This window comes from Gimesia algae (assembly GCF_007746795.1).
Taxonomy (GTDB): domain Bacteria; phylum Planctomycetota; class Planctomycetia; order Planctomycetales; family Planctomycetaceae; genus Gimesia; species Gimesia algae.
In genome coordinates, this window is record NZ_CP036343.1 from 2209877 (window position 1) to 2222664 (window position 12788).

Sequence of the window (12788 nt, forward strand, 5' to 3'; positions counted from 1 at the left end):
CCGTGTCAGAAAAAATAATTTGCTTTTGACAGCTCCATAATTCAACTACGAACTCCTTATCTTCGCTGGCCTGCGAGAACATAAGGAGTTCCCTGTAATACGCCATAGTTCGGATTCTGTTTTTCATGTTCTTCTCTCGCAGCGAGCACTGATTTCATCGGCAGATTGCGAATATTCCGTAATCCTGCTGCTTCCATTACAACCCGAACCATTCCATCTGTGTGACTGCGGAATGGCAACTGTTCCAGTGCGTTGCGATATGCTTCATCCGGTTCCCAGCCGGGAGCCGGGCGATGCTGGCGTTTCAGCTTTTCCGGATCTGTGGGATTATTCTCGCCGATGAGCACCAGAGTCCCTCCCGGCTTCAGCAGTCGTATCCACTGCGCCACTGCATAACCAGGGTGAGGTAGTGTGAACAATACTGCGCGACTGGAAATGACATCAAATGTGTTTTCGGGAAAAGGAGGCGCTTCCACATCTGCTTCGACAAAGTCCACAGTCAGGCCACGCTCTTTCGCAGCTTCTCGACCTGCGGAAATCATCGTGGCAGAAAAATCGACTCCCGTGATCGCATGTCCCAACTCTGCCCATAGTAACGCAATCGTTCCCGGTCCGGTCCCCATATCCAGAATCTTACAAGGGCTTTCACCAGGAACTGTTTGCCGCAGCACATCCAGCCAGGCGGAGCGCGAAGCAGCAAATCCAAATTCTCCCTTGATAAATCGCTCAACCCGATGTGAAACTACATTGGGATTGGTCCAGCCACTGTGAAATATCTGTTTGAGTTCTTCATCCCGCATCATCTTTTACCAATCTCTCTTTGACTGTGGTTATGCTCAATGACTATGCTCCATCCTCAGTTCAATCCACCAGAAGTCAGTCTGGTAATTTATTTTTTGAAACATCTTCATCGCGAATTTTAAACAGAAAACCAGATAACAATATCAATGTAGCCAATATCCAGACCGCCAGTAATCCAAACTGGTCAGCCGCCCAGCCAAACAGAGGCAGTAGTACCGCCACTGTCACTGCGCGGGAGACACTTTCCAGTGAAAGGACCGACGCCCGCTCTGTTTTCATCATCTCCGTATTCAAGGCACTCACAAAAACAGGACGTCTTAAATTCTGTAAGAGCGTCAATACCATCAAAAGAACCAGTCCGGGCAGCAGACCCCACTTGAGATTTACAGCGCATCCCGCCAGAAACAGAACGGCAAAAAATCCCCCAAAATAGATCCGATTCAAAGCATGACTTTGGCTGCCGGCCTGTAATTCAAACACGGAACTGAATCGTGCGCCCAGCGCCCCCAGACTGTCGCGCAGAAACTCATTCAATCCGACAAAGATTGCTCCTGCACTGGCGAATCCACTGACACCGACCGGAGCAATGATAGGAATTCCGAACATCGCCAGCCCGTTCTTCAGAAATGGTTGTGTAAAATACTTAAGGATCATCTTCAGTTGACTCTCAAATACCACAGACTGAATAAACAGCTTGCGAAAACTGGCTCGCTGCCACATCACTCGAAATGGCTGTTGCATGCTGACTACAGGCTTGTCAGATTTTGTTCGGCGGGCGCGATAAGCGTCCCCTTCCAGAGCGCGCGGGTATGTTAATAATAATAGAAACCCACAGACGGCGGCTCCCGCAGACAGGTAGAACAGCAATCTATAATCACGTGACCACGCCAGCAATACTCCCCCCGAAAGAGCGGCCAGGGCCGATGTAAATTTAGATACCGAACGCGTGCGCCCCAATAGTTGCGTCGCCAGATGCGATTGATCCATAGAGTCCAGATAATCAAGCATGATTGCCTTATGCGAGCCGGTTCGCAGCGCTTCGCCCAAAGCAAATAACGCCAGACAGCCTCCCAGCCAGAAAATCAGCGGTAGCTCTGTAATCTGACCAGTCATGCCAAACCCAGTGAAGGAGAGGCTGTAAAAAGCAAAACATAATGCGGTCGCCCGACGCCGTCCCCAGTGATCCGCGAAAATCCCCGAAGGAAACTCCAACAGAACGGTCACCAGATGCTGCAGTCCCAGCAACAGTCCGATTTCTGAATAGGACAAATCCAGTGCCAGAAAATACAGAATCAGAAACGGATCGGCGAAGCGCAGATTCTTGAAAAAGGAATACAGGTAGAACCGCAGGACCATGTAATTTGTATTAAACATCGTTTCCGGCACCCTGCCCTGATTCGGACTCCGCTGATTCAATGGTAACCGGCCCCAACACCGTAATCACCGGTCTCGCTTCCTGACTGTAAGTCACCAGCGTCTCCACTCCATAAACGTCTGCAATCAAAGATTCAGTGAGTACGCTTTTCGGTTCTCCGGCACAACACATCTTACCATCCTGAATCACATAAACCCAATCTGCATATCTCGCAGCGAGATTTAAATCGTGTACCGCCAGCGCCGTACTGATTCCCCGCGAATCCGTCAGTCTTCGGATCAAATTACAGACTTCATACTGTCGCCGTAGATCCAGGTTCGACGTCGGTTCATCTAATAACAACACTGCTGGTTCGCGTGCCAGGGACTGAGCAAGAGCCACCAACTGCCTTTGCCCTCCACTTAATTCGTTGAGAAATCGATCAGCGACATCACTAAGTTTCATCTCATTCAATAACTGATTTACGATTCTGGTATCATCGTCTGAGACGCGCCAGCCCAACTGATGCACACGTCCGAGCAGTACCGCTTCATATACAGTCAACACTGCTGTCGTACTGAAGTCCTGAGGTAGGAAACTTACCTGTTGTGTCAGTTGTTCGTATTTGAGAGACGACAGCGCGATTCCATCCAGACGAACCTCCCCTTCGGGTCGCAGCAGGCCGCTCAAACACTTCAACAACGTCGATTTACCAGCGGCATTAGGGCCAATGATCGCAGTCATGCCGGGTTTCAGTTGCAGATTCACATCTGCGAGTACCCGGTGAGAACCATAGCTGAAGGAGATGCCTGCTGTTTCCAAAATCACCAGTACGACCTCCTTCTCAACAAGGCAATTGCCGCGAAGCAGGGTGCGCCGATGGCAGCTGTCGCAATTCCAATCGGAAAAATTGTCCCCGGAATCAGTAGTTTCGTAACCAATGCGGCCACTGAGACCAGAAGTGCGCCACTCAATGCAGAAAGCGGGATGAAGTAACGCTGATCTTCACCGACAAGCATGCGCGCCAGATGCGGTGCCAACAAACCGACAAAGCCTATGGCACCAGTAAAGCAGACAGCCGTCGCCGTCAGGATGGAAACCAGAATCAGCGTCTGTAGCCGCAGGCGTTCCGTATTGATTCCCAGACTGCGGGCATGGCTTTCCCCCAGTCGTAATGCAGTCAGTTGCCAGACACGGGACATTAATAAGCCCATCGTCACAACCATCACAACAACGATGATTGCCAGTTTGTGCCAGCTCGCTCCCTGCAGCGTTCCAAAGATCCAGAAAACAATGGCTGCCAATGTATCTTCAGACGCCATGTACTGCAGGAATGCCACACCGGAACTGAAAATAAAATGCAACGCCACCCCACCCACGATGATCGTCTCTGTCGATGCACCTCTCAGACGACCAATGGCAAAGATCGCCAGGGAACAGCACATCGCACACACAAATGCACTCGTTGGCACAAAGACTGTTGTCGTCCAGATCAGTGTTCCGGATCCCAGAACTAATGCCAATGCAGCACCGAAACTGGCAGCCGCGGAAACCCCCAGCGTATAAGGACTGGCCAGTGGGTTGTTCAAAACCGTCTGCATTTCTGCGCCGGCGATACCCAAAGCTGCACCGACAAATATCGCCATCAAAGCTGTCGGTATGCGGAAGGTCCACACGATCGTTCGATTCGCTTCGTTGACCGCCCCTGGCTGAAACAGGGTCGTCAAAACATCAGACAGAGACAATGGTGCCGGCCCGGTAATCACATCCAGAAACAATGAGCCCGTGACCAGAATGACCAAAGTCATAATCACGGCTAACCGACGTCGGCCCAGACGCTGATATGCCTGATTGAGATCGTTCGCTTTGGAACTCTGCATCAATCACCATCCAGGCTGGCCATCCAGGTCCCACTCATTTCAACGGGCATGAACTTCTGGTGAAATTCGTGTAACCGCTCTTCTGGATCCAGTTCTTTAAACTCTTCCGGATACAGCCATTTTGCCAACTGTTGCGCCGCTGCAAAACTCATAATGTGACTGCCAAACCGTGTGTGAATCCCATGCACACGACGCTGCTTGACCGCACTCAATTCTGACCAGCCGGGCCGTTCCGTGAATGCAGCCAGTCGCTTTACTGACTGATCCCGATCTGCATAATATCCCAGCTGCAGACTGTCAGGAAACGCGGTCCAATGCGCCCCCGTAATCACAATCACTTCCGGATCGGCGGTGATCAGGTACTCTGGTCGAATCACTCCCATGCCATATAGGCCGGAAATCGAACCGGCGGCGATATTTTGACACCGTAACTGTGCCAGCACACTTCCCCAGTTGACTGTTTTTCCCTGCTGATTTTCCCCGAATGTATTTCCATATTTGTCCGGTCCCTGGGTACCTGCTTCCAGATATATGGTGGGAATCTTCCCTTGAATGGTTTCGATTTTACTGAAAACCAGCTGCAGTTCAGCATCAATCCAGTCTGCTGCCGCATTTGCCTCCGTTACTTTTCCCAGAACTTTACCCAGCAGTCGAATACTCTTCTGTGGATCACGAAACGGATCTTCCGACTTCAAAAATAACAGAGGCACGCCCGCCTGTTGCAGTCGCTCCACTGTTTTCGAACCACGATTCAGCATATACGTATTCATGAGAACCAGGTCGGGCTCTAAAGCCAATACCGCTTCGGCACTCACCGTGTCGCGCAGGATATCTCCCAGAATCGTCACTTCTTCCAGACGTGGATACTGTGTTACAAACTTTTCATAGGTATCCAGATCGCCGGTTTTTAATGAGGAATCCCAGCCTGCCAGCTTCTCTTCGACTTCGTCTCCCAGCACTGTCGCCAGTTCATAGAGTCCCAGGCTGCGCATCAGGATGATGCGTTCGATCGGTTGTTTGAGCGTCACTTCCCGTCCGGCCAGATCAGTAACTGTGATCGTGGGGCTCTCTGCTGGAGTAGCAGGTACCGACAGCGTCTCCCGCTGACATCCGGCAGAAATCAAGACCAGTAAACTTAAAATGGCAGCCAGTATTTTCATTTCGATTCTTGGAGCTCGAGTTGGGTGGGAGTATGCGATCTAAGTGATCGGCGTCTTCGCCACCAGACCAGTAAACCAGTCACATATAATACGGCAGGCAGTAATCCCGACACAAAGACAATCCAGCGACCAGCCAACCCAAACGCTTCTCCATTATGCAGCGGAAACTGCCAGGCGAAGAAAGCGTCAGCCGCTGAACGCTGATTCCAGTCGCGCACCGCCAGCACTTCTCCGTTGAACTGATCAATCCAGACACGGCTGTTGCCCGAACTCTTTCTTACCTCCCCTTTCTGCCTCAGGCGAACCTCAAAAGAATCTTGCGGCTTTGAAGGAAGTTTGACGCGTTTAAACTCGGCGTCCGGAAAGAGGGACCGTGCAATCGCAGTCGCCTGGCTGACTTCAATTCGTTTTCCGGTAATCACAGGCGTTGATTTTTTATTTTCAGTACGCGGTGTCTCTTCTTTTAATACCGCCAGGACGCAAGGTCTGATCCAGGCAGGAAAGATCATATACACGCCCGTAAAGGAAATGACGAGCAACAACACTGCGGCTATGACCCCCGTGCTTTTATGCAGGTCATATTGAAAGCGGCGGCCACTGCGAATGGCAAATGCCGCCCGCCAGCTATGCCGCCATAAAGGCCACCAGAGATAAACGCCACTGGCAACTGACACCATCAGTATCAGACCACACATGCCAACAATAATTTCGCCTGGCCTGCCGGACAGCAGCTTGTAATGCAGACTGTAGAGCCACGTCATCAGGTATTCCCCCCAGACGCGCTGGCCCGTCACCTGTGCTGAGGAAGGATCGACATAAATCTGCGTAAAACCAGCTTCTTTATCGGCAGTATTTCGGAACCAGACCGTCCAGACACCGAGTGATGTGCGTGGCGGTTCTGCAAAAAACAGCTGCAGCCCCGGATCCGTGGCACTCAATTCTGCCGCTTCCAGAACTTCATCCACAGAGCGTATTGAATCACTTTCCTCTGTCAGTAGAATTTGCGGATTGAGCCATTCATCAATGGTGTGATGAAACACCAGCAGACTGCCCGTCAAACCAATAATGACAAACAGCAGACCCACGGTTAATCCGAGCCAGCGATGCGTGATCACCCAGAGCCTGCGCAGCCGATGGTTCAGCATAAATAAAACTCCCGGGAACCCTCAGGCTCAATGACTCAATTGAGAGAAGAGCCTTTCAAGATCTTGACATTCTCCAGCACGATCGGCGCCATTTCATTCGCTCCCTCTTCCACTTTCATATGAATGGTCGATTTTTTGGGATCGGCATACACGCCTTGCAATCGGTCAGGAGGCGGCGGAGGCATTCCCCCGTTCGGCGGTCGCCAGTTACGATCGGGCCATTCAATGGTCACCGTGTAAGCACCCGCTGGTGCACCGTCGGGCCCTTCATAAGTTGTCAGCTGATACACGCCTTCTGCATCGACCTTTCCACTGGGAAGCAGCGGGTATTTCGCTCCGGTCTGAGGCGATTCAGGGTGGAACCTGACCGTTGCCCCCGTCGCGGGTACCCCGTTTACAGTCAGACGACCGGTCACAGCGTTCGTCGTAATCTTATCGTACTCGGTTTCACTACATCCGCTGCACACAGCAAGACACAATACAGCCAGCGAAATGGCCAGTTTCTGAAACATCAAAAACATCTCCCTCAATTCTCTGAACGCATCGTTTCTTCAGCAGTCATGTCTCTGAAGAAACGATCGAAGTAGCCTCAAATGAACTTCTTCACTTAGAACTCGCCTACAACCTGACCATCCTGCTTACCAATCAGAGAACGAAACGTTCCCTTGTCGATATTGGCACTCAGAAATCGGACGGAGCCATCTCCCAGGCTGGCATGCATGCCACCGGTATGATAGGAAAACGCACCACCCCAGTCGTTCGTGCAATTGATTACACACGGACCGTAATACTGCAATCCATCATGGGTCCAGCTGCGAATGCGATCGTGCTGAGTTGACGCCCACCAGCCCTGGAAGTTGGTATCAACCACTGAAGGATAGACATAATCAGCAGGATCCTTTGGGACACTTCCTTTTCGTAGAATATTGGGAAAGTTACTGCGTTCGAAACAGAAGATGGTATTCGTCAAACCATCGGTGATGCTGTTCATTCTGGATCCACACTGTGTCCAGTTCACGCCGCCACTGATGTCACCGTTAAATAATGCGCCAGTAATCTCCTGGGGCGTAAAAGCGGGATCACGGAAACTGCGGGCGATGAAATAGTCACCGCTGCCTGCTCTCAAATTCGTATTGAAGCTGGAAGTGTCGTCTTCCTGCTCGATTACTCCCTGGATCGGACTGCTCCGTGGAGTAGAAGGACAATTAAATACGGCCAGTTGTGTCTGAATGACTGCCTGATTTGACTGATCTGAAACACCATTCGGTGCATTCTGATTAAACAGGTTATAAGCGGGTGCCTGATCCAGATAAGGTAATAACGAAATCCCCCAACTGGTGGTCCAATGTGATGTTGTCGCGTATGAAATACCGACGTCAGGTACCGGCAACATGTTGAATACGTCATTATAATTATGCATCGCCAGACCGAGTTGCTTCAGATTATTTTTACACTGAGAGCGGCGGGCAGCTTCGCGAGCCTGCTGGACTGCAGGCAGCAACAAGGCAATCAGGATTGCGATAATGGCAATCACCACGAGCAATTCAATTAACGTGAACCCACTTCTGGACGCACGGATACGCTTAAACGACATTTGGGAACTCCAGTTCAATCAGGCGGGAGAGTTGCGGCTTTGAAGAATGCAAGCGGCGGCAAGCAGTGAGACTGAGTTTCAATCTCCACCCATATAATAATGGGACTGCGAGAGATTTCAACCCTCGACTCCAGATAATGCACAGTAATGAGCTACAAGTGAGTAGAATTGTGCACAATTGATGCGAATCGGACGAATCTCTACCGGCTTTCGATCACAGAAGCCAAAGACAGAGTCAGAACTTACAACATGAGCAGCATGACTTTCAGCACACATGTTCTAAACAAAGAATCAGTAAACCTGAAATATCAGGCGATGATCTCCTGAATCAAATCGCCGCCCAGATCGGTCAGACGATAATCGCGACCGTTAAAGCGGTAGGTCAGTTTCATATGGTCAATCCCCATCAGATGCAGCAGCGTGGCATGCAGATCGTTCACGCCCACGCGATTATGGACTGCTTTATAACCGAAGTCATCGCTGGCACCGTACTGCACGCCTCCTTTGATGCCACCTCCCGCCATCCACATCGTGAAGGCATTCGGATTATGATCGCGGCCCTGACTTCCCTGTGAGTCAGAGGTTCTGCCGAATTCGCCGCCCCAGACCACCAGGGTCGAATCGAGCAGACCGCGGGCTTTCAGGTCAGCCAGCAGCGCACCAATGGGCTGATCCACCGATTTCGCAGCGATGCGATGATTCAGGCCAATATCACTATGACCGTCCCAGGGAACATCCGCAACTCCTCCGCCTCCTCCATTCGTACCCGCGTAGATTTGAATAAACCGCACGCCCCGTTCCACCATACGTCGCGCGGTGATACACTGTCGCGCAACTAATTCCGTCTCTTTCTGATCCACTCCATACAGTTTCTGTATGGTCTCTGATTCCTCTTTGACATCCAGTGCTTCCGGAGCTGCGGTCTGCATGCGGTAAGCCAGTTCAAACGATTCCAGCCGCGCCGCCAGATCCGCTTCGTGGGGGCGCAGCTTCTGATGGCTGGCGTTTAACTCATTCAACAGATCCAGTTGGCTCCGCTGCTGCTGATCGTTCATCGAAGTGAGTCGCGACAGATTGGAAATCGGCTGTTGGCTGCGACCATCGATGGCGGTTGGCTGATAAACCTTAGGCAGGAAGCCGGGAGCCCAGATCGGGTTTCCCCCCGCGAGGCATGGCACCATGCATCACCACAAAACCCGGCAGGTTCTGATTTTCCGTGCCCAATCCATAAGTCACCCAGGACCCCATACAGGGACGGCCTTGCAGAAATGCCCCCGAGTTCATTTCCAGCATCGCTGGAGTATGATTGTTCGATCGGGAAAAACAGGAATAGAGAAACGACATATCATCCACATGTCGGGAAACATGGGGAAAGATTTCAGAGACCCACGCCCCCGATTCTCCATGCTGCTGAAACTTGAAAGGTGATTTCAGTAACTTTCCGCTCGTCGTGAAGAAGCCGGTTTTGGGATCTGCGCCGGCCAGTTTCTCACCATCCTTTTTCTGCAGCATCGGCTTATAATCAAACGTATCGACCTGGGACGGACTGCCTGGCATAAACAACCAGATAATCGATTTTGCTTTGGGAACAAAATGCGGTTTGCGCGCTTCCAGACCTTCCTCTTCTTCTGCCCCTGCCGACTTGAGAATCCCCTGCTCTGACAGCAGCCCTGTCAACGCCAGGCTGCCAAATCCGGAACCGGCATTCTTCAGAAATGCTCTGCGTGCTTCAAAATGAAACGCGCTGCCTGACGGGAATTTATTTTTTCGTCTCATAGCGTTATATTTCCTGTGTATCGATTAAGGATAAATCTTTCAGGATCAGTCAACAAAGATAAATTCATTCATACAGAATATCAGCTGACAGAAATCAGCCATCGCCAGCGCAGTTGCCTCTGGATTCTTGCCATACGATTCGGTCTGGTAGTGAATGAATTCCAGCATTTTCTGCTGTTCTTCCGCACGTGGTTTTCGGGACAACGCAATCACATAGACTTCGTCAACGAGCTGCTCAAGTTTTTTGGTATCATCCTGACGAACCCGTTTAGCAAAATCTTCTGCCAGCTTCCGAATAAAGGGTGAGTTCATCATCGCCAGCGCCTGCGGAGGCACAGTCGTCACATTGCGTTTGCCGATGCTCTGGATTGCATCCGGTGCATCAAACAGTTGCAGGATCGGAATCAGTTTGTCGCGTTTGACAGTCAGATAAACACTCCGCCGCTTGTCTTCCTGCTTCAATGTTCCCGGTCCGAACATTTTAGGGTCAAGCGTGCCACTCACGGCCAGCAGGTGATCACGAATCACTTCCGCGTCCATCCGCAGCGCCGGTCGTCTCCACCACAGATGATTTTCCGGATCATGCTCCATTCCACTGGCATTGGTTGCCCCCGATTCACGATACACGGAACTCTGCATCATCAGCTTGTGAATCGGCTTCAGATTCCAGTTGTTCTCGACCAACTGAGTTGCCAGGTAATCCAGCAGTGCGGGATGAGTAGGCCGAAAACCCTGGGTGCCAAAATCACTGGGTGTCTCGACAATGCCACGACCAAAATGATGATGCCACATCCGATTGACCATCACGCGTGCCAGTAGATGTCCTGCGCCATGACTGGTATCGGTCAGCCAGTCTGCAAAAGCAACCCGAGGATGAATTGGTTTTTCTTTTTGGTCATCCGCAAACAACCACTGTTTTTCCTGCGCTTCACCGGTCATCAGCACCTGTAGAAATCCAGGTTCCGCCAGACCATCCTTGCGGTTGGAATTTCCCCGCACCAGATAATACACCTTGCGTGTATCGGAACCGAAATTATAAGTTGCCCCCCCTTTACGTGCCGCAAAGACCGGCATCAGATCCCGTTTGGGATGCTGCTGCATATTTTCCTGCTCGGCGTCATTCAGCTCAGCCCAACCTTCATCATAAGGCGCATACCACTTCAGCAACACCTGCTGCTGTTTTTCGTTACGCTCAGCTGCCGGCAGTGCCAGGATTTTCTGAACGTTGTCCGGGGGAGTCGTCTCCCTGGCTTTGAAATAAAATCCGGAAGGCCCCGTCGCATTCACAATTTTGACCAGCAGTTCATTCTTACCGGCTTTGAGCGCCAGCTTGACCTTGTCCTGATCCGCGGCGGCTGCCCCCATCACTTTTTTCGATAGAACCGACTTGCCATTCAGCCAGACCTGAATCGCATCGTCGCGGCCCAGTGAAATATCCAGAGGACCAGCCGTCGGTACTTCAATCGTTCGAAACAGATAATTCGCAGAGTTCTCGCCCGTCAGCGTATTGTGAACAACGCCATCCTTCCATTCCGGCTGGTGTATCCACTTCAACTTTCCTTTCAAATAAGTCTGAGTCAGATCAACTTTCTTTTCGAGCGCATTTTTTTTACTGAATGCCTGATTGAAGTTGTCAGCGGAAAATGGACCAATGACATGCCAGTCACTGAGCTCAGGTTGAATGGTCTCAGTCGGTCGATTCTCCAACCAGACTGCCAGTTGGGCCGGCAATTTTTCTTTCTCGTATTTTAAACGCGCATCAATAAACGGCTGATGCTTTATATCAAAAGCCGCTTTCTCTTTCTGATATTTTTCAGGATGCAGGTCATGCTGATAATCCTGGAACCCGGTTTCCGCAAACGCAGCGACCATCCGGTAATAGTCGTGACTGGAGATCGGATCGAATTTATGATCGTGGCAACGCGCACATCCAAACGTTAACCCCAATGTCGTCGTACCTACTGTGTGGATAATATCGTCCAGCTGTTCGTAGCGACTGCGTTCCCGTTCTTTTTGAGTCTGTTGTGAAGTGAACGGCCCTGCTGCCAGAAAGCCGGTCGCCGCCTGAGACATATAATCTATCGGCCCCAGTTGATCACCGGCAATCTGCAGCCGGACGAAATGATCATAGGGCATATCTTCGTTAAGTGCTTTGATTACGAAATCGCGAAAGTGATACGCTGCAGGTCGATCTCGATCAAAGGCATATCCGTTACTCTCAGCAAACCGGGCCAGATCCAGCCAGTGCCGGGCCCAACGTTCCCCATAATGCGGGCCAGCCAGCAGACGGTCTATCAGCTTCTCATACGCATCGGGAGCCGGATCGTTCACGAACGATTCCACATCCGCAGGTTCGGGAGGCAGTCCCCACAGATCGAAGAAGACGCGGCGGATTAAGGTTTCTCGACCTGCCATTTTGTTGGGAGTAATTCCCGCGGCTTCCTGCTTCGCCAGAATATACTGATCGATCGGATTCGTTCCCCAGGTTTTGTTCTGGGGAACCGGAGGGGGCGACTGATTGAGCGGTTGAAATGACCAGAACTGACGCCCTTGTTCAATATCAATCTTCTCAGTTTTTAATTCAGGTACCTTGCCATCGCGGGGATCGGGTGCCCCCATCTGAATCCATTTCTCAAAGTCGGCGATTACCTGGTCCGACAATTTGTTTTTCGGAGGCATCTCAAACGATTCATGCCGAATCGCCGCCATCAAGAGACTCTGTTTAGGATCACCGGGAACGATTGAGGCACCGGTGTCGCCCCCTTTCAGCATCGCCGGACCCGAATCCAGCAGCAGTTTACCTTCCAGCTTATTATTCTTCTTTGCGTCCAGGGAATGACATTCATAACACTCATTCACCAAGACCGGTCTGATTTTGGATTCGAAAAACTGAATCCCTTCCCGACTCGGTTCTGCAGGCTTGATGGCTTCAACAGCAAACGCAGGTTGAAACAGAGTGATGATTCCCAGGAGTGAGAGCAGACAATAGCGAATCATTAATATCATCCCTAATCAGCAAGGCGGGAAAGTGTGGAGAGAATATCAGGCAGAATCATTTTTTGACTATGATGGGATAGT

9 protein-coding genes and 1 pseudogene are annotated in these 12788 nt (G+C 51.0%); all 10 read right to left on the reverse strand.

Annotation, left to right across the window (positions count from 1 at the left end):
• Positions 1 to 56: 56 nt before the first annotated feature.
• The 10 genes and pseudogenes from Pan161_RS08010 to Pan161_RS08055 all read right to left on the reverse strand — a co-directional run bounded on the left by Pan161_RS08010 (position 57) and on the right by Pan161_RS08055 (position 12707).
• Positions 57 to 803: a class I SAM-dependent methyltransferase gene (locus tag Pan161_RS08010; protein WP_145225713.1), complete on the reverse strand. Its 747-nt coding sequence runs from the start codon at positions 801 to 803 to the stop codon at positions 57 to 59.
• A gap of 73 nt (positions 804 to 876) precedes the next feature.
• Positions 877 to 2175: an MFS transporter gene (locus Pan161_RS08015; RefSeq protein ID WP_145225714.1), complete on the reverse strand. Its 1299-nt coding sequence runs from the start codon at positions 2173 to 2175 to the stop codon at positions 877 to 879.
• Positions 2168 to 2983, reverse strand: coding sequence for an ABC transporter ATP-binding protein (locus Pan161_RS08020; RefSeq protein WP_145225715.1), 816 nt, complete (start codon positions 2981 to 2983; stop codon positions 2168 to 2170). The genes Pan161_RS08015 and Pan161_RS08020 overlap by 8 nt, the downstream gene beginning before the upstream one ends.
• The gene (locus Pan161_RS08025) at positions 2980 to 4035 is read right to left on the reverse strand and encodes a FecCD family ABC transporter permease (RefSeq protein ID WP_145225716.1); all 1056 of its coding nucleotides are present in this window, start codon (positions 4033 to 4035) and stop codon (positions 2980 to 2982) included. The genes Pan161_RS08020 and Pan161_RS08025 overlap by 4 nt, the downstream gene beginning before the upstream one ends.
• A complete protein-coding gene (locus Pan161_RS08030; RefSeq protein WP_145225717.1) occupies positions 4035 to 5195 on the reverse strand; it encodes an ABC transporter substrate-binding protein in 1161 nt (386 codons plus the stop codon). The genes Pan161_RS08025 and Pan161_RS08030 overlap by 1 nt, the downstream gene beginning before the upstream one ends.
• Positions 5192 to 6340, reverse strand: coding sequence for a PepSY-associated TM helix domain-containing protein (locus Pan161_RS08035; protein ID WP_145225718.1), 1149 nt, complete (start codon positions 6338 to 6340; stop codon positions 5192 to 5194). The genes Pan161_RS08030 and Pan161_RS08035 overlap by 4 nt, the downstream gene beginning before the upstream one ends.
• Positions 6341 to 6375: 35 nt before the next feature.
• Positions 6376 to 6852, reverse strand: coding sequence for a carboxypeptidase regulatory-like domain-containing protein (locus Pan161_RS08040; protein WP_232103660.1), 477 nt, complete (start codon positions 6850 to 6852; stop codon positions 6376 to 6378).
• 95 nt (positions 6853 to 6947) lie between these two features.
• Positions 6948 to 7934: a DUF1559 domain-containing protein gene (locus Pan161_RS08045; RefSeq protein ID WP_145225720.1), complete on the reverse strand. Its 987-nt coding sequence runs from the start codon at positions 7932 to 7934 to the stop codon at positions 6948 to 6950.
• Between the two features lie 308 nt (positions 7935 to 8242).
• Positions 8243 to 9710: pseudogene (locus Pan161_RS31350) on the reverse strand (DUF1501 domain-containing protein).
• Between the two features lie 45 nt (positions 9711 to 9755).
• On the reverse strand, positions 9756 to 12707 hold the full coding sequence (locus tag Pan161_RS08055) for a PSD1 and planctomycete cytochrome C domain-containing protein (RefSeq protein ID WP_197995766.1): 2952 nt from the start codon (positions 12705 to 12707) through the stop codon (positions 9756 to 9758).
• Positions 12708 to 12788: the final 81 nt, after the last annotated feature.

Coding starts and splice junctions, on each gene's coding strand:
- Pan161_RS08010 (WP_145225713.1), bottom strand. CDS start 803: ATGATGCGGGATGAAGAACTCAAACAGATATTTCACAGTGGCTGGACC.
- Pan161_RS08045 (WP_145225720.1), bottom strand. CDS start 7,934: ATGTCGTTTAAGCGTATCCGTGCGTCCAGAAGTGGGTTCACGTTAATT.
- Pan161_RS08040 (WP_232103660.1), bottom strand. CDS start 6,852: ATGTTTCAGAAACTGGCCATTTCGCTGGCTGTATTGTGTCTTGCTGTG.
- Pan161_RS08025 (WP_145225716.1), bottom strand. CDS start 4,035: ATGCAGAGTTCCAAAGCGAACGATCTCAATCAGGCATATCAGCGTCTG.
- Pan161_RS08015 (WP_145225714.1), bottom strand. CDS start 2,175: ATGTTTAATACAAATTACATGGTCCTGCGGTTCTACCTGTATTCCTTT.
- Pan161_RS08035 (WP_145225718.1), bottom strand. CDS start 6,340: ATGCTGAACCATCGGCTGCGCAGGCTCTGGGTGATCACGCATCGCTGG.
- Pan161_RS08030 (WP_145225717.1), bottom strand. CDS start 5,195: ATGAAAATACTGGCTGCCATTTTAAGTTTACTGGTCTTGATTTCTGCC.
- Pan161_RS08055 (WP_197995766.1), bottom strand. CDS start 12,707: ATGATTCGCTATTGTCTGCTCTCACTCCTGGGAATCATCACTCTGTTT.